The sequence below is a fragment of the Marinomonas vaga genome, assembly GCF_055388305.1.
Genome location: NZ_AP043903.1, coordinates 3,256,270 through 3,273,729 on the forward strand (window position 1 = coordinate 3,256,270; position 17,460 = coordinate 3,273,729).

A 17,460-nucleotide genomic window follows, 5' to 3' on the forward strand; every position below is an offset into this window, starting at 1 on the left:
GCGTGATTCTCATCATGAACCGGAGACGTATTTTCGTTGAATTCATTACAAAATTCAACTCAAATTACGCCATATACATACCACCATTGACATGCAATGTTTCGCCGGTGATATAACCCGCTGCATCACTCGTCAAAAATGCGACTGCTGCTGCGATTTCTTCTGGCTCACCTAGACGTGCCGCTGGCACTTTTGACACTAGATTAGCCTTATGTTCTTCAGGAAGATCTTTTGTCATGTCCGTAGCAATAAAGCCCGGTGCCACACAGTTTACTGTGATGCCACGGGAACCGATTTCTGCTGCTAAGGAACGACTAAAGCCCTCCAAACCTGCTTTGGCTGCCGAATAATTCGCCTGCCCAGCATTACCCATGGAACCAACGACAGAGCTAATCGTCACTACACGACCAAACTTAGCCTTTGTCATGCCACGAAGACACGCTTTGGTTACACGGAAAACAGAGGTCAAGTTAGTGTTGATAACTTGGTCCCATTCATCGATCTTCATACGCATCATTAGGTTATCACGGGTAATACCAGCGTTATTAACCAAGATAGTTGGCGCACCAAACTCATCGTTGATCTGCTTGATCACATCATTAACAGAGTCGTCACTGGATACGTCCAATACTAGACCTTTACCGTTGTCACCAAGGTATTCACTAATGCTGGCTGCACCAGACTCACTTGTTGCCGTGCCAACCACTGTCACACCATTTGCAACCAAAGCCTGAGCGATCGCTTTACCGATTCCTCGTGTCGCACCTGTTACTAGCGCAATCTTGCTCATGAATAGTTCTCCAATATTTTATAGTTAGGCAATCGCAGCATCAAAGCTAGCAAGATCACCAATTGCTACCGCATCCAAGCCTTTCACAATACGCTTGTTGAGACCAGTCAATACTTTACCTGGCCCACACTCTACGGTTTTATTAACACCCAGTTCGCTCAGTAAATTAACAGATTGAGTCCACAATACTGGCTCACTTAACTGAGAAACAAGATTTGCTTTAATCTGCGCCGCATCAGACACCGCTTGCGCCGATACGTTCTGTACTAAAGTAATGGTCGGCTCACTAAACTCAATCGCATTGAGTTTTTCAGCCAATTTTTCACCCGCAGGCACCATCAATGAACAGTGAGACGGAACGCTCACCGGCAGCGGCAGTGCACGCTTAGCACCAGCTTCCTTGGCATTAGCCATGGCCAATTCAACTGCCGCCTTTTCACCTGCGATGACAACCTGACCAGGAGAGTTAAAGTTTACCGCGCTTACTACACCCTCGGAAACAGACTCACAAGCCGCAACCACTTGCTCATCAGACAAACCAATAATAGCCGCCATTGCTCCGGCACCCGCAGGTACCGCTTGCTGCATGTATTCACCACGCAACTTAACCAGCTCAACCGCCGCAGCAAAAGGAATAACGCCTGCACAAACCAGTGCTGAATATTCGCCAAGACTGTGACCCGCCACATAAGAAGGCTGCTCACCCCCTTGTTCTGACCATAAGCGCCACAACGCAACACTGCTAGTCAGCAAAGCAGGCTGGGTTTTGTCTGTTTGATTCAATGATTCCGCATCATTTTGCACTAATTCCCACAGGTCATAGCCTAATACATCTGATGCTTCTGCAAATGTTGCCTTGATCACGTCGTATTTCTCAGCCAAGTCTGCAAGCATACCGAGTTGCTGAGAGCCCTGCCCAGGAAAAACAAATGCTACCGAATTACTCATAACACCCCCTGTTGAATTAACTTTTGTTCGATTTTTTTGGATAAATTCGTGCGAGCTATATCAATACCGTACTCAATCGCACCTACCATGGCCTTTTCATCGGAACGACCATGACCTTTCACTAAATTACCTTTAACACCCACTAAGCACGCACCATGTCGATTCTCAGCGCGCACTAACTTTTCTACCGCTGTTGTATCCATGGAATGCTGAGACAACTGAGATAATAGAAAAGCAAACAAACCTTCGGACGCTTTTAAAACAGCGTTGCCGACCATGCCATCACACACAATGACATTTTTACCCCCATCAAATAACTCAAAGCCCTCAGCAAACCCAGAAAAAGCAGGCCAAGAGCGAGCACTTAACATTTGATAGCAATCTTTAATCACCGAACTGCCTTTGGAGGTTTCAACGCCAACATTTAGCAGAGCGACATTGGCCGCATCATCACTGCGAGCCTCTAAATAAGCCGAACCTAATAAAGCAAAACCCGTCAACATATCCGCAGGACAGTGAACATTAGCACCTAAGTCTACCAAACACTTTAACGGAGCGGGTCGCATTTCCCTAATCAAGGCGGGATATAGCTTAGGTCGAAGTAAGCCAACAATGTAACGGGTAAGCGCCACCATAGCGGCCGTGTTGCCAAAGGTCACTACCACATCCACTTGCTCGCCAGCCAAATCCGTCAAGGCACGAAAAATCGTGGCATCACAGCGCTTAAATAAAGCACGATCAACCGACTCAGTGCTAGCAACATGCTCGGAACAAGAAACAGAAGTAAAGCGATTTGACGAAGCCCCTTCAGGCACAGTGAAGTGCTGAGGGTCAAAATAGAAGCGCACCTCAACATCAGCAAAGGCGGCAAGAATCTTTTGCGTTGCCTGAAAAGCAATGCGGGGACCTAAGTCCCCGCCCATAGCGTCTATAGCTACCCTAATCATATTGGGGTATCTATTTACTCACCTTTAGGGGTGACTACTTGACGACCACGGTAAAAACCGTCTGCAGAAACGTGGTGACGACGGTGAAGTTCGCCAGTAGTTTGTTCTACAGAAAGTGCTGCGCTAGTCAAAGCATCGTGTGAACGGCGCTGGCCGCGACGTGAACGAGTCACTTTACTTTTTTGTACTGCCATTTTGGAGCTCCTAATTTTTCTTGGCTTTCAACGAAGCCAATATACTAAATGGATTCGGTTTATTTTCGTCATCCGGTGCGTCATCGGTAGACGATGCATACTTTAGAGCTACTGGGTTGCAACCACTTTCAGCGTGATAGGCAACAATGGGTAGCGCAAGAAGCAATTCCTGCTCAACCATCTCAGCGAGAACGACCTCACCATCGGTCATGACAACGGGATCATAGTCGCCAGGAAGATTTTTCGCATGATCTTCGTCATAGACAAAACCAATTGAAAGATCGACCTCCAGCTCAATTGGCGCAGGTTCTAAGCATCGTTGACACTCAAGTTGAACCGTTGACTTAATTGAACCAGTCGCAATGTAGCGCCTATCTTCATCCACTCTAAAGTCTAGATGAACGAACGCATCCCCCTCATCTGACGCTAAAGCAGCGCACAACTCAGGAAACTGTTTGAGCAGTAAACGCCCCTCTATCGATACCTCTTGGGCAGCGTATTTACGAGGGTCAAAGTATTTGGGTAATGTGTCATTCAACATGGCGGGGAATAATATTGCCAAGTCCCCATGTTGTCAAAGATTACTGAGGCGTAATTGGCATTTTTTACGTAATATTTCACTAGCAAACCACATTTACGGTTTTTTTCACCAAATCAAAGCACTAGACAGGCCATATGACACACAAATTAGTCCTAGCATCCTCATCAACTTACCGTGCCGCCTTACTCAAAAGACTGGGGTTAGAGTTTCAATGCACCGCCCCCAACATTGATGAGACCAGTCTGCACAATGAAGGCATAGACGATTACATTGAAAGACTCTCTGTCGCGAAAGCCAAAGCAGTCGCCGTGACACTGAAGGAGCCATCTATCATCATCGCCTCTGACCAAAGCGCAACGTTTGAAGAAAACATCATCGGCAAACCCCATACCCGACAAAATGCCATAGAGCAGCTAAGTGCATTTAGCGGCAAATCGGTCACATTTAAAACTGGCGTCTGTGTCTTTAACACCCTCACATCTGAATACGAATATGAGCGGGTAGATTACTCCGTTACGTTTAGAGACCTCACCCTTGAGGACATTGCTAATTACGTGGACAAAGACTCCCCTCTTGATTGCGCCGGCAGCTTCAAATCCGAAAAACTCGGCATCGCACTCTTCTCGTCCATGTCTGGTGATGACCCTACAGCACTAGAAGGCTTACCCTTAATCACCACATGTAAACTGTTAAGAAATCAAGGTATCGACCCCCTATCAATTTAAAATAACCACAAATAAAAAAGCGGCGCATAATTAGCGCCGCTTTCGGTTCGGTTGTTCGATTATTTATGCCATCAATACCAACGGGTTAATACACGCTCAAATGAAGCTGATAACTGCACGCCAAACTCTTTGGCTAGCTTTTCCCAAGGCTCCTGATAAGGCGAATAATAATGAGGCGTTAACCCCCTAAACTCTGAGCTCAATAATTGCTGAGCATAGCCAAAACGATCGGCGAGCCCCAAATTCACCGCCTGGGCACCCGTATAAACCATACCGGAAAAGATTTCAGGATCATCCGTCAATCGATCGCCACGCCCTGCTTTCACAGCAGCTATAAATTGGGCATGAGTTTCGTCTAGCACCGCTTGCCAGCTTTCTATTGCATGGTCACTCATAGGTGAAAAAGGATCTAAGAAAGCCTTATTTTCGCCAGCAGTAAAGATACGACGTTTTACACCAATCTTTTCAATCAATTCACTGGCTTCAAAACCTCCTGAAACCACACCGATAGAACCCACTAAACTGGCCTTATCAACAACAATTTGATCTGCCGCAGAAGCAATGTAATACCCACCGGACGCTGCCATATCTTCCACAACCACAATAACAGGAACATCAGGTCGAGCGGCCCGGTAAGACATGATGGCGTCATGCAGAATCCCCGCGTGAACAGGGCTGCCACCTGGACTGTTCATTTCAATGAGTACAGCCTGGGTAGTACTGTTTTCATAGGCATCATCCAGCAAAGCAACAAAGTCATTTGCGTCTACTTCCGCGCCGGCCCCAATAGCACCCTGCATAGGGATAACTGCCACTGAAGGCGCCACATCCACATCATCAAAATCCGCTGTATAAAAATAGGTACCAATAAGCCCAATAAACACAAATAAATAAACAAACCTAAAAAACAGCTTCCAGCGGCGAGCTCGGCGCTTTTCTGTGGTTTGAGATAATAAAACTTCTTTTAGTGCCCCTATCAACTGCTCGTTTTCAGAAGCATCCTTTGATCTGTCTTCCTTAACTTTAGGGGTTGTTGTCGTATCTTCTTGCTTTAGATCTTCATCTTCTGTCCATGCCATGAAATCACCAATCCAACTGTGTTTTAAGTGAAAGTAAATTTGAAACAACCATCAAGGGGTTGTGAGCCACTAAGCGTTCTGGATGATGAGCACCATAATCAACCCCCACAGAGGAAACACCCGCAAGGGAAGCCATTTCCAGATCGTATTCCGTGTCGCCAATCATTAGAGCATGCTCAGGCAAAACCTCTAACTCTGCCAATATTTCTTTGATCATAAGTGGATCGGGTTTAGATAAGGTTTCATCTGCACAACGTGTGGCACCAAAAAAACGTCCTGTATTAGTATGTCCCATTACTCGATCAAGCCCACGGCGGGTTTTACCCGTTGCGACCGCCATTTGCACACCTTGTTCTTTAAGCCATTCCAAAAACTCTATCGCACCCCCATAAGCTTCTGGAGGCGTTTGATCCGATGCAACATAATGACTCTTGTAGAACATCTGTATTTGCTGTTTTGTTTCTTGGGACTCATTCGGCCAGATAACGTCCACAGCCACATCCAGAGACAACCCTATGATATTTTTGACATCATCAGGGGCACGTGGTTCGGCACCCGCCTCTTGACCCGCACGCAACATGGCCTCACAAATACGAGTAAGGGAGTTATAAAGGGTGCCATCCCAATCAAAGATTACCAGCTTTATCATATTGAACTCTTAAGAAATTGTTACGCTGAGTGTACCATACGCAAAATTTTATAAATGAGGACGTAACTGTGAGCTACTCTTTTGAAGAACTTACTTTAGGGCTATCTGCCAGCATTGAGAAAACGGTAACGGAAGACGACGTACATACGTTTGCAGCCGTCACTGGAGACAACAATCCCGTTCACCTTGATGCAGAATTTGCTGCCACAACCAGTTTTGAGAAACCCATTGCCCACGGCATGCTAACTGCGGGATTCATCTCTGCCGCAATCGGCACCAAACTACCAGGACCTGGCTGCATTTATCTAGAGCAGTCGTTGAAATTCCGCGCACCGGTTTACATTGGCGCCACAGTCACAACCACAGTGATCGTGACTGAGTTAAACGAACGTCGCCGCCGAGCCACCATCGAAACCATCTGTACGGTAGAAGGCAAAAAAGTCGTCACTGGCGAAGCAACCATCATGCTTCCATAAACTATCTGCAATATACAAAAAAGGGGCCTAGGCCCCTTTTTAATAATTCAAAAAACTTAATACTTAGTCGGCAAGGCGTCCATCGCCTCTTTCCAGCCCTCTTCTAAAGGGGCTTCAAGAACCAGTTTTTTACCTTCGTGCATTAGCTCCAATTTAGCCGCATGCAAACATAAGCGCTTGAAACCTAGTTGCTTTGCAATTTGATTGGCATCATTTGGTGTGTACTTATCATCTCCAACAATCGGGTACCCAGCAAACTGAGTATGCACCCGGATTTGATGAGTTCGCCCAGTCACTGGCTCACACTCTATCAAGGTGTATCCATCAAAAGGACGCAGCACTTTAAAACGCGTTAAAGACTCCTTGCCATCCGTATGAACCTTTACAACCCGTTCGCCAGATTTGAGTTCGTTTTTAAGTAATGGAGCATTAACCTGTAACTTACGCTTTGGCCAACTACCAACAACAAGCGCTTGGTAAGTTTTCTGCACACCCTCTTTTTCTCTTAACGCCTCATGTAAAGCCCTAAGCACACTACGCTTCTTTGCAATCATTATTAGGCCTGACGTATCTCTATCAAGTCGATGAACAAGCTCAACGAGCTTCTCATCAGGCCTCATTTGCCTAACAACTTCAACCAACCCAAAGCTCAAGCCACTTCCGCCATGGACTGCAAGGCCAGAAGGTTTATCGACCACTAACAACCCTTTGTCTTCAAAAACAATGCGGCGCTCGATTTCCTTTTTTAGGCCATCTGGTACTGTCGGCTTATCCGAAACAGGCGCTAACACAATTGGCGCAATACGTATGACGTCCCCCACCGACAATCGATAATCAGGCTTGATACGCTTCTTATTGGCACGAATCTCGCCCTTACGAAGCAAATTATAGATCTTCCCTTTTGGCACCCCTTTTAACAGAGTCATTAAATAATTATCGACCCGTTGACCATCATGACTTTCATCAATGGTTTCAAATCGTACTTGGGGACGCTCTATAGAAGCTTTATTTTCGCTTACAGCCAAAAGAATGGTTTCCTATGTAATTGAAGCACTTAGATTTTACTGTTATATTCAAATCCGCAGAGGGTAAGAGGCAACAAAACGCCTCGAAGAATCAATTGTAACGAATGAGAAGCCATTACCAAAGCGACACTTTGGATCTTTCTTACCTCTAGCAACAAGATATTTTTTTATAATAAACCGCATGAGCCAGTCAGTCTGTTCATGGGTGTAATAGTTTATCAATGAATGCGCTTTCAAGATCCTCACCATTTATGTTGATCGGTATTTGAAAACACAAGTTCAATACAGAAACGCTCTCCTGTAATTCCAACTTATCGGTTAGGTTTAGAGCTTATATATGTGCTTGATTTTTGTTCGCGCAATCAGAAAAATCTTTATACCTCATGAGGTTAGAACACACTGACTCATATAGAAGAGTCACACTATAATGATTAGAATGCTAATTAACGCAACTCAACAAGAAGAGTTGCGCGTTGCACTGGTAGACGGGCAGCGTCTTTACGATCTTGATATCGAATCAGGTTCTCGCGAACAGAAAAAAGCCAATATCTATAAAGGCAAAATCACTCGCATCGAACCCAGCCTAGAAGCAGCCTTCGTCGACTACGGCGCTGAGCGACACGGCTTCCTCCCTCTTAAAGAAATCTCCAAGACCTACTTCTCTAAAAAAACCAACTCTGACGGCCGCATCAACATCAAAGACGTGTTGACTGAAGGCCAAGAGGTCATTGTTCAAGTTGATAAAGAAGAACGTGGTAACAAGGGTGCCGCCCTAACCACTTTTGTCAGCTTAGCGGGTCGTTACCTTGTATTAATGCCAAACAATCCTCGTGCCGGTGGCATCTCCCGCCGTATTGATGGTGATGACCGCACACAACTTAAAGAAGCTATGTCTGGTCTAGAAGTTCCAGACAACGGCGGTTTAATCGTACGCACAGCAGGTGTCGGTCGTTCCACAGAAGAATTACAGTGGGACCTTGATTACCTGCAAACTCTATGGAGCTCCATTACTAAAGCTGCTGCAGAACGCCCTGCGCCCTTCTTGATTTATCAAGAGAGTAATATCGTTATCCGTGCAATTCGTGATTATCTTCGTGAAGACATTGGCGAAGTACTGATCGATGAAAAGAGTGTCTACCAAGATGCGATGAACTTCGTCATGCAGGTGATGCCACACTTCAAAAACCGCATCAAGCTATACACTGACTCCACACCGTTGTTTAACCGCTTCCAGATCGAAACACAGATCGAAACAGCATTCCAACGTGAAGTTCGCCTACCATCTGGTGGCTCCATCGTTATCGACCCTACGGAAGCATTGGTTTCCATCGACATCAACTCCGCTCGCGCAACAAAAGGCGGTGATATCGAAGAAACTGCACTACAAACAAACCTAGAAGCAGCGGATGAAATCGCACGCCAACTTCGCCTCCGTGACATTGGCGGCCTTGTGGTGATCGACTTCATCGACATGACGCCGGTTCGCAACCAAAAAGAGGTTGAGAACCGCATGAAAAATGCACTCGAAGCTGATCGCGCCCGAGTACAAATCGGCCGCATTTCTCGTTTCGGCTTATTAGAAATGTCTCGTCAGCGCCTGCGCCCTTCTCTTGGAGAAACAAGCGGCATTGTATGTCCACGCTGTAACGGCCAAGGCTTTATCCGAGACGTTGAATCCCTAGCCCTTTCTGTTCTTCGTTTAATCGAAGAAGAATGTGCTAAAGAGCGCACTGCTCAAATCCGCGCAATCTTGCCAGTATCTGTAGCGACCTTCCTACTAAATGAGAAGCGCGCCAACATTGCCAAAATTGAAAAACGCAACGATGTTCAAGTGATCCTAGTGCCTAACCCACACATGGAAACACCTCACTTCCACGTTGAGCGTATTCGCGATGACAACTCTGTGATCTCTCAAGATGACAGCAGCTACACCTTAGTCGAAACACCAGAGCAGCCAGATTACGAGCCTCGCCAAGCCCATGAGCATGCTCGCCCTCAAGCGGCTGTAACAAGCATTGCTCCAGCTTCTCCTGCACCAGCTCCAACGGCGCCTGCAGCCAAAAAAGAGCCAGCTAAAGCAGGACTCTTTAGTCGAATTATCAAAGCATTGTTTGGTTCTTCAGAAGAAACAACCCCAAGCAAAGCTACAGCACAAACTAAGACAAGCTCAGGCAAGTCTGATAAGAAACCTCATTCTGAAACCAAAAAACCGTCTCAGAATAACCGTAATCGTCGTAATGCTAAGCATCAAAACAAAGATAACGAGCAAAATAACGACCAACAAAAGCCTAAGTCCACACGTCAATCTCGTCGTGCGCAAGCTGAAGCAAAGAACACCCCAAGCGAAAACAAAGGCAACAGCCGCAACAATAATCGCAATAAGGACAACCGCGAAGAGCAAAAGGCCAATAAGGACAACACTCCTGCGGTGAAACAACGCCGTTCAGAGCCAGAATTGCAAGAGCGTAAGCGTGAGCGCAACGACAACAAACGTCGTAATGGTAAACTCAAAGAAGAAGTTGAACTGAATCAAGCGCAACAGCAACAAGCTGAAACTCAGGCAAAAGCAGCTGAGGAAGCCAGCAAACAAGCCACGTCAGAGCAATCTAAAGAAGCAAATAATGACGGCGCGCCTGCAGAACGCAAACCACGTCGCTCTCGTCGTTCACGCCGCCCACAAAAAGACGAATCAAATACGTCTCAGGTAGAGGTGAAAGAAGAGAACACAACTCAAGAATCGGAAGGCAAGGTTAACGCCCAGCAACAAAACAGCGAATCATCTGATAAGCCAACCTCTTCTAAACCTGAAGTGAAAGCTGAAAAAACGGATGCACAAGCCAAAGCTGAGCAACCAGCTCAAGAAACTGAGGCCAACAAAGCATCCGAAAATGCTTCAAAAGAGTCTTCTGACAAGCCTGCAAAACCGAAAATGACCGCCAAAGCAGGTATGAGCAAAGCTGAGATCAAAGCAGAAGAACAGACCGAAGCAGTCACTTCTGTAGCTGAAGAACCTAAAGTCGAAGAGCCTAAAGCTGAAGAACCTAAAGCTGAAGAACCTAAAGCTGAAGAACCTAAAGCTGAAGAACCTAAAGCCGAAGAGCCTAAAGTCGAAGAACCTAAAGCTGAAGAACCCAAAGCTGAAGAGCCTAAAGCTGAAGAACCTAAAGCTGAAGAACCTAAAGCTGAAGAACCTAAAGCTGAAGAACCTAAAGCTGAAGAGCCTAAGGCTGAAGAACCTAAGGCTGAAGAACCTAAGGCTGAAGAACCTAAAGCCGAAGAGCCAAAAGCTGAAGCACCTAAGGCTGAAGAACCTAAAGTCGAAGAGCCTAAAGCTGAAGAAACGAAAGCCGAAGAAACTAAGGCTGACGAAAGTAAAGCCACCCAATCAGGCAAGAAGATTCGTCAACCTCGTCAAGTACGCGGTCGCTCAAAAGCTAAGCCTGCAGCAGACGACAAGGCTCCTATCGAACTGCCTCAAGCACTTCTTGAGCAGCAAGAAAAAGCCAAGCAAGAGCTTCAAGCTAAACGAGAACAAGCTGCTCAAGAGCGCCGTAAGCGCCGAAGCGGACGCGTTCAAAATGATCCACGCATCAGTCGCGATGACTCTGCAGCGGAAACTGAATCAGCTGAATAACTATCAGCTCCATAAAAAACCGCCTAATGGCGGTTTTTTTATGGGTAGATTTTTAATCGAGTATTTAGCAAAGAATCTCGACCATCAATCAAAGACCCGCTAGAACACTAGAACTTAACTTAGATGACCTGACTCTTAACCTGAGCGGCCAGCCCTAGCTCCTCCAGCCAGTGAGATAAAGCTTCCAATTGCGCTTGGTTACCATTGCTTTGCACCATCAGACCACTGTTTTCAGCCTGACTTACGAGTAAATTATTCGCCTCATTATAAGACGTCACTCGGACAACCTGAGCCGCAACCCCTACACTAGGCTCTAAAATACTGACCGCTTCACCCAGATACTGCTCAAAATACGCTCTAACCAAAGGGTAATGAGTGCAAGCAAGCACCAAGGTATCAGAACGATGATCTAATACCTGAGCACAAATACGCTGCACCTCAAGATTCACTTCAACTTGAGAAGTTGGCATATGATCAATTAAAAAGGCTAAAGTCGCGCTGGAAAGAATTTCTACGTCAGCATCTTGTCGCCAGGCATTAATTAAGTCATTGAGTCTTGAACTGGCTGCTGTAACAGGGGTAGAGAGCACACTCACGCTTTTCTTACGTGTATAAGAGCAGGCAGGCTTTACCGCAGGCTCAACCCCCACTACAGGGATCTGAATACTGGAACGCAAATGATGAATACTGACCACAGTAGCTGTATTACAGGCCACTACCATGGCATGACAGCCTTGCTGGAGGAAATACTCACCAATTCTGACAAGTCGCTCCGCGATTTCAGGGGCAGTTAAATTACCATAGGGTGCATATTTCTGATCGGCAAAATAAAGAATTTCAGCCGAGGGCATGGCACCGGTAATGGCCTTAAGTATCGTTAAGCCCCCCACACCAGAGTCCATAACCCCCACTTTAATCGTCACGCCTTTCTCCAAGCAATACTGGCTCACGCTCTAAGATCACACCAAAGCACTCATAAATAGAGTGTTTAATATTCTGCTCAAGCAACAACAAGCCGTCAGCCACCACATCAGAATAATTCACCAGCACTAACGCTTGCTTATCATAAACCCCAACACCACCTTGGCGAACCCCCTTCCAACCCGCCTTATCATTCATCCAGCCAGCCGCAAGCTTCCATTGCTCACCAAAAGGAAAAGAAACCAAATCGGGGAATTTCTGCTTTAATGCACTGTGCTTTACATCATTAACGACAGGATTTTTGAAAAAGCTACCCGCATTACCTAGCGAATTCGGGTCTGGGAGCTTTTCACTGCGCACCTTACATACTTGGTTAAAAACATCCCTAATGGAGGAATCACTGGTAAGCACCGCATTTAACCCACCATAGTTCAGGATTAATTTAGGAACACGAGTGAGGTTGAGAGTGACAGAAACAATGACGTAGCGATCCTGCCAATCATGCTTAAAGTGTGACTCACGATAACCAAAACCACACTCAGCCGCCGGCAATTGCTTGATTTCAAGCACTTCTCGATCAAGCACCGTAACCTGTTTAATGACATCTTTAATCTCTACCCCATAAGCACCAATATTCTGCACGGGGGCTGCACCCGCGGTACCAGGAATCAAAGCAAGATTTTCAATGCCACCGTAGCCATTTTCCACAGCCCATTGAACGCACTCGTGCCAAATTTCACCGGCCCCAAACGAGACTTCTACCCTCTCATTTGAAGCACAAACCTCCTCAATACCACTGATACGATTGACGATAACCAAGCCTTGGAGGTTTCCTTGGAGTAAGATATTACTACCACCACCTAAAATCTGAACAGCATATTGCTTAGCTTTTGCCCAAACTAATACAGATTTGAGGTGATCAATGGTGTTCACCTCTACCAGATAGTCGGCGTAGTAATCAAAACCAAATGTGTTATAAGCCTTGAGGCTGATTTTCGCTTTTATGTCGAAAGGTAGATCTTGGCTCATTGGGCGCTCAAGTGTTCAACAAAATCCTTTGATATTTCCAGCAGATGCTCACGCATACGCTGAAACCCTTCATCACCATCATAGTAAGGGTCATCCACTTCCCCGTAATGGCGATCTGCAGCGAAACTGCCAAACATGACCACCTTAGCTGTATGATTCTTAGGGGCAAGCCGTTTCAGATTGGCATAATTCTGAGCATCCATAGCAAGAATCCAATCAAACTCATCGAAATCGGATTTGGTGACTTGTCGGGCACGTTGACTAGAGATATCGATACCAATATCACTTAATGCGCGTTGGGAGCGAGGATCAGGGGCTTTACCAATATGGTAAGCAGCAGTGCCCGCGGATGCCACTGATAAGGTAAGCCCTCGCTGTGAGGCCATAGCTTCAAGAATGCCTTGAGCGGCAGGGGAACGGCATATATTGCCCAAACAGACTGTTAAAACTTTCACTAGTTTTTGCCGTTTTCCAGACGCTCGTCTGCATTCAAGGTGCGAGCTTCTGACTCCAGCAACACAGGGATACCATCTCGAACTGGATAAGCCATACCCCCTACTTTACTAATCAACTCGTCGCCCTCTGGACTCAATGTCAAAGGCGCCTTAGTAACAGGACACACAAGTACGTCTAACAAGGCCTTATTCATAACTTTTCTCACTTAATATGTGTTCGATCTTTTTCGTAAATTCTGTAGTAAATGACTCAGGAAGCTCAAGGTCCACAGTCACATACCACCAATCGTCTAACGACGTTGCAAACGGCTCAATCTTCACCGCATCTTTTTCCGTCATTATTATTTTACGATCCTTAGGAAGGTCGTCTAACTGATATTCATGGTGATCTGGAAAAAACAAGGTTTGCGTTCCGCGGGCTAAGCCACACGCTTCAAGAGAAGAAACAAAACGCTCCGGATTGCCAATCCCTGCCAAAACCAGCCAATCTAGGTCCTTTTGCAAGGCATCTAAAGGCATAGTGTGCCCCTGATTGAGGGATACTAAGGAAGCAATTTCAAGCTTTCCTTCATGGACAACACCTAGTCCATTGTTAGCCCCAGAAATAGCACCAATAGAAAAACAAAAATCCACACTGGCCAGTCGGCTGGACGGCTCACGCAAGGGTCCCACTGGCAAAAGAGCACCATTTCCCAATTGACGCTTAGCATCAATCATGGCAATTTCCACATCACGACCCATTTGGTAATGCTGTAGACCATCATCGCTAATGATCACATCAACCTGACGAGATGACTCCAAAGCTTTCACTGCCTCGACCCGATTAGCACATACGGCAACTGGGCATTGGGCACGGCGGTGAAGCATTAAAGGCTCATCTCCCACCTCTTTTGCGGCAGAATTAGCCGTTACCAATACAACACCCTGACCTTCTCGCTTATGACCTCGGCTAACAATACCTGGCCGCAAGCCCATATTTTTAATATGTTGAGCCAAAGCGATTACCATGGGGGACTTTCCCGTCCCCCCGACAGTAATATTTCCAACGATGACTACCGGGATACTGGCTTGGTAACTGGCCTCTGGATGGCGAAGAAATTTGCGTCGTTTACCATAAATAACAGGAGCAGAAATCAACAATAATGGCGCTAGCGCCCAAGTCCACCCCAGTTTTTTATACCAAGAACGAGTAATGTGTGTCTCTAAACTCACTGAACAGGCTCTTTTTGTGCTGTGTGAGCAAGCTTGGTGATTCCGAGCTGAGCCGCTGCATCATATACCCGCATAACCAGCTCATAAGGCGCATTAGCATCTGCTGTAATAATAAGAGGACGCTCCAACTGGCCTCCAAAGGTTTCCGTTAAACCTTGAACTAATGTGGTCACACGCTCATTAATCAGGGTTTGACCATTAATTGTAAACTGACCATCCTGAGTAATCACAACCTCTACAGGCTGCTGTGACTGCAGTGAAGGGGCATCCGTAGATGCGGTTGGCAGGTCAATGGTTAATTCTGTTGTTTGCTTAAAAGTGGTACTCACCATGAAGAAGATCAGCAATAAAAACACCACATCAATAAGAGGAGTTAAATTGATCTGAACATCTTCTAATTTCTGTCGACGAAATTTCACACTACCACCCCGTTAGTCGTTGCCACCATCAGCATTCAATACATCGATAAGTTTGGTAGATTGTTGTTCCATGTTAACCACCAACTCATCGATGCGACGACTAAAATAACGATGAAAAACTAACGCTGGAATGGCGACAGCTAAGCCTGCTGCGGTAGTCAATAACGCTTCAGAAATACCTCCCGCCAACAGCTGAGTATTTCCTGCACCTTCCTCCATGAGCACATTAAAGACCTTGATCATGCCTACAACGGTACCCAGCAAACCAAGTAATGGTGCTATGGCTGCTATCGTACCCAAAGTACTCATAAAGCGCTCAAGCTCGTGAATAACGTGATTGGCCGCTTCTTGGATACTCTCTTTCATCGCACGACGCCCGTGTTTAGAATTCAGCAAACCTGAGGCAAAAATAAAACTCAATCCAGATTGAGCCTGCATAGTGCGAATATAATCCAAAGTCATTCGATCATCTCGAAGACGGGCCATAACATCGGACAACAGGGCCTTGGGGGCGACCCGTTTACTGCGTAAGGTCCAAAAACGTTCAAGAATAATGGCTAAAGCCAAAATTGAGCATAAGAGAAGTGGCCACATAAAAATGCCGCCTGATTTAAAAAACTCTAACACCGGGACCTCCTGTTCAAACTGAGCTTAATTTAACACACTCTCCAAAGTTTCTGCATGCTCACAACCATCAGTTTTCAAAAGATTTAATACCTGAAAGCAGCTTGCCGCCTGTACGGTATATTTTGCGTCACTATAACGTATCGTAAAACGCTCATTCGTGGGTATTTCAAGAGTTTTAACAGATAAAGCTTGCAGTAATGTGATCGAGTCTTGTCCTTGTGGCACCACCACAAGGCGCCACTGGTCCGAAATAATTTGTTGAGCGGATTCAATTGATTGAATAGCCAACACATTAGGGGCTATCACCATCACCTCCCCTCGCTCCATAATAGCCCGATTTGGCCATAGAGCTGTTAGCGCACCCCGGTCAGTACCGATAACCAAGGACACATCATCCTCTCCAACCCGCCAAAACAACAACACAAATGCGCCAATCAATAACACACCGCCGCGTAGTAAAGGCAGGTAGAACACCCCCAGAAAGGCTACCAACACAACCAGTAATTTCTGTAGACCATCTACTGGTTGTGTAATCTGGATATCAGGGGACCAAGCCAATCCCCCATAACTCCATTGAAACGCACTGACTAGCAAACTATCTAACCATGGATAGACAAAACTCTTCCCCCAAAGACTGTATTCACCATAGGACAACAAGGCCGCCGGAAACCAAACAGCCGCGACAAAGGGAATCATCACAAGATTCGCCAGCACAGTGATACTACTTATGCTGTTTTGCCAACCCCAAGTTAACAGCACAGCAAACAGCGACAGTAAGCACTGAACAATTAAAAACTTACCCTTTTCAGGCGTTCTGCCAGCCAACCAAATTAATAACAGCACAAAACCAAATGACAACCAAAAAGAGGCATCTAAAGCTCTTCCAGGCCACTGCAACAACATCAACCATGCACACATCGCTAATACAAGAGCAGAAGGAAATGCTCTATATGTGGCACGAATCCCCAGAAACACAAACGCCATTAAAGACGCTCTAATCGCCGGCTCCCCTGAGCCACTCCATAAGGTATAGGCGAGACATGCAGGAACAGCCAAGACAAACTCTAACCATCGCCGACCAACAGGAAAACGCTTCCAGCCACTGGGTAAAAACAGCAATCCATACCAAAGCAACTTCACCGCCCAAATGGCTAGGAAACACACGAATCCCACATGCAAACCGGAAACTACAAATAAATGCGTCAACCCCAAGTAGTTGATTAACCACTTGTCACGCTCTGACCAAAAAGTTCTGTCCCCTTTTATTAAAGAGAGACTAAAGGCCCAAGAAGAAAACTGAGAGAAATATTGATTAGATTCAGAAAGACTCGGCGAATGGGTAACAGGCGCAAAAGCTATTGCCCCAACATGTTTACCGTAACCATATTGCCCTGCCCACTGGCCAAATCGATCAGGCAACCTAAGGACAATGGATTGCCCATGACCGTTGACCTCTTCTTTTGCACAAGGCTTTGCGTAAAAGCGTTCTTGCCCTTGGAGAATATATACTCGCTCAAGAGCCAGAGGTTGCTCACTGACATAGCAACGGGCATCAGCATACAAAATCCCGGGCACATCATTTGGCTTTGATGAGACAAACCAATCTCGCCAAACATCAGCATGGGTTAAAGCAATTAAGGAAAAACCGATAAAGGTCAGTGTAGACCAATTACCCATTCGCAATTGGTAGAGACATAGCAAAGCGATGTGCGTAGAATACAGCCACCAGAGCGATGGCGGCGTCAAAATTGCGCCGACTAGCACACAAATATTTATAAGCAGCATAGGA

Annotated in this window: 19 protein-coding genes; 3 read left to right on the forward strand and 16 right to left on the reverse strand. The window is 46.1% G+C overall.

The window, feature by feature from the left end; all coding sequences use genetic code 11:
* Nucleotides 1–64 precede the first annotated feature (64 nt).
* Genes fabG through ACZ5DR_RS15335 form a run of 5 tightly spaced genes read right to left on the reverse strand, consistent with a single transcriptional unit; the run spans nucleotide 65 to nucleotide 3,441 of the window.
* Nucleotides 65–790 carry a 3-oxoacyl-ACP reductase FabG gene (fabG, locus tag ACZ5DR_RS15315; RefSeq protein ID WP_377367884.1) on the reverse strand — a complete coding sequence of 242 codons (726 nt, stop codon included), beginning with the start codon at nucleotides 788–790 and terminating at the stop codon, nucleotides 65–67.
* Nucleotides 791–814: 24 nt separating this feature from the next.
* Nucleotides 815–1,738, reverse strand: coding sequence for an ACP S-malonyltransferase (fabD, locus tag ACZ5DR_RS15320; RefSeq protein ID WP_377367882.1), 924 nt, complete (start codon nucleotides 1,736–1,738; stop codon nucleotides 815–817).
* Nucleotides 1,735–2,685: a hypothetical protein gene (locus ACZ5DR_RS15325; RefSeq protein WP_377367880.1), complete on the reverse strand. Its 951-nt coding sequence runs from the start codon at nucleotides 2,683–2,685 to the stop codon at nucleotides 1,735–1,737. Before ACZ5DR_RS15325 ends, fabD begins: the two co-directional genes overlap by 4 nt.
* Before the next feature lie 14 nt (nucleotides 2,686–2,699).
* Entirely contained in the window at nucleotides 2,700–2,879 is a 180-nt protein-coding gene (gene rpmF / locus ACZ5DR_RS15330; protein WP_377367878.1) for a 50S ribosomal protein L32, read from the reverse strand.
* Nucleotides 2,880–2,889: 10 nt separating this feature from the next.
* Complete coding sequence (locus tag ACZ5DR_RS15335) at nucleotides 2,890–3,441, reverse strand: YceD family protein (RefSeq protein ID WP_377367876.1); 552 nt, start codon at nucleotides 3,439–3,441, stop codon at nucleotides 2,890–2,892.
* 113 nt (nucleotides 3,442–3,554) lie between these two features.
* Here ACZ5DR_RS15335 and ACZ5DR_RS15340 point away from each other — a divergent pair, with 113 nt between their 5' ends.
* Complete coding sequence (locus ACZ5DR_RS15340) at nucleotides 3,555–4,145, forward strand: Maf family protein (RefSeq protein ID WP_377367874.1); 591 nt, start codon at nucleotides 3,555–3,557, stop codon at nucleotides 4,143–4,145.
* 71 nt (nucleotides 4,146–4,216) lie between these two features.
* On the opposite strand, the gene ACZ5DR_RS15345 is transcribed toward ACZ5DR_RS15340, so the two are convergent.
* Together ACZ5DR_RS15345 and ACZ5DR_RS15350 are read right to left on the reverse strand one after the other, a co-directional pair.
* Nucleotides 4,217–5,224 carry a S49 family peptidase gene (locus tag ACZ5DR_RS15345; protein WP_377367872.1) on the reverse strand — a complete coding sequence of 336 codons (1,008 nt, stop codon included), beginning with the start codon at nucleotides 5,222–5,224 and terminating at the stop codon, nucleotides 4,217–4,219.
* Nucleotides 5,225–5,228: 4 nt separating this feature from the next.
* A complete protein-coding gene (locus tag ACZ5DR_RS15350; RefSeq protein ID WP_377367870.1) occupies nucleotides 5,229–5,873 on the reverse strand; it encodes an HAD family hydrolase in 645 nt (214 codons plus the stop codon).
* 68 nt (nucleotides 5,874–5,941) lie between these two features.
* Here ACZ5DR_RS15350 and ACZ5DR_RS15355 point away from each other — a divergent pair, with 68 nt between their 5' ends.
* On the forward strand, nucleotides 5,942–6,349 hold the full coding sequence (locus tag ACZ5DR_RS15355; RefSeq protein ID WP_377367868.1) for a MaoC family dehydratase: 408 nt from the start codon (nucleotides 5,942–5,944) through the stop codon (nucleotides 6,347–6,349).
* A gap of 56 nt (nucleotides 6,350–6,405) precedes the next feature.
* Here ACZ5DR_RS15355 and rluC read toward each other — a convergent pair whose 3' ends face one another.
* Nucleotides 6,406–7,374: a 23S rRNA pseudouridine(955/2504/2580) synthase RluC gene (rluC, locus tag ACZ5DR_RS15360; RefSeq protein ID WP_377367866.1), complete on the reverse strand. Its 969-nt coding sequence runs from the start codon at nucleotides 7,372–7,374 to the stop codon at nucleotides 6,406–6,408.
* 427 nt (nucleotides 7,375–7,801) lie between these two features.
* On the opposite strand from rluC, the gene rne reads away from it, so the two are divergent.
* Entirely contained in the window at nucleotides 7,802–11,008 is a 3,207-nt protein-coding gene (gene rne / locus ACZ5DR_RS15365) for a ribonuclease E (protein ID WP_377367864.1), read from the forward strand.
* A gap of 119 nt (nucleotides 11,009–11,127) precedes the next feature.
* Here rne and murI read toward each other — a convergent pair whose 3' ends face one another.
* The 8 genes from murI to ACZ5DR_RS15405 are packed head-to-tail and all read right to left on the reverse strand — an operon-like array spanning nucleotide 11,128 to nucleotide 17,456.
* Nucleotides 11,128–11,931, reverse strand: coding sequence for a glutamate racemase (murI, locus tag ACZ5DR_RS15370; RefSeq protein WP_377367862.1), 804 nt, complete (start codon nucleotides 11,929–11,931; stop codon nucleotides 11,128–11,130).
* Nucleotides 11,921–12,958 (reverse strand): UDP-N-acetylmuramate dehydrogenase, encoded by a 1,038-nt coding sequence (gene murB, locus ACZ5DR_RS15375; RefSeq protein ID WP_377367860.1) that lies wholly within the window; start codon nucleotides 12,956–12,958, stop codon nucleotides 11,921–11,923. Before murB ends, murI begins: the two co-directional genes overlap by 11 nt.
* Nucleotides 12,955–13,413, reverse strand: coding sequence for a low molecular weight protein-tyrosine-phosphatase (locus tag ACZ5DR_RS15380; protein ID WP_377367858.1), 459 nt, complete (start codon nucleotides 13,411–13,413; stop codon nucleotides 12,955–12,957). The genes murB and ACZ5DR_RS15380 overlap by 4 nt, the downstream gene beginning before the upstream one ends.
* Nucleotides 13,413–13,607 carry a Trm112 family protein gene (locus tag ACZ5DR_RS15385; RefSeq protein ID WP_377367856.1) on the reverse strand — a complete coding sequence of 65 codons (195 nt, stop codon included), beginning with the start codon at nucleotides 13,605–13,607 and terminating at the stop codon, nucleotides 13,413–13,415. The genes ACZ5DR_RS15380 and ACZ5DR_RS15385 overlap by 1 nt, the downstream gene beginning before the upstream one ends.
* Nucleotides 13,600–14,625, reverse strand: a complete 1,026-nt coding sequence (lpxK, locus tag ACZ5DR_RS15390; protein WP_377367854.1) for a tetraacyldisaccharide 4'-kinase — start codon at nucleotides 14,623–14,625, stop codon at nucleotides 13,600–13,602. The genes ACZ5DR_RS15385 and lpxK overlap by 8 nt, the downstream gene beginning before the upstream one ends.
* A complete protein-coding gene (locus ACZ5DR_RS15395) occupies nucleotides 14,622–15,044 on the reverse strand; it encodes an ExbD/TolR family protein (protein ID WP_377367852.1) in 423 nt (140 codons plus the stop codon). The genes lpxK and ACZ5DR_RS15395 overlap by 4 nt, the downstream gene beginning before the upstream one ends.
* Before the next feature lie 12 nt (nucleotides 15,045–15,056).
* Nucleotides 15,057–15,671, reverse strand: coding sequence for a MotA/TolQ/ExbB proton channel family protein (locus ACZ5DR_RS15400; protein WP_464543758.1), 615 nt, complete (start codon nucleotides 15,669–15,671; stop codon nucleotides 15,057–15,059).
* A 24-nt stretch (nucleotides 15,672–15,695) separates the two neighbouring features.
* Nucleotides 15,696–17,456 carry a ComEC/Rec2 family competence protein gene (locus tag ACZ5DR_RS15405; RefSeq protein ID WP_377367848.1) on the reverse strand — a complete coding sequence of 587 codons (1,761 nt, stop codon included), beginning with the start codon at nucleotides 17,454–17,456 and terminating at the stop codon, nucleotides 15,696–15,698.
* Between the last annotated feature and the right edge of the window lie 4 nt (nucleotides 17,457–17,460).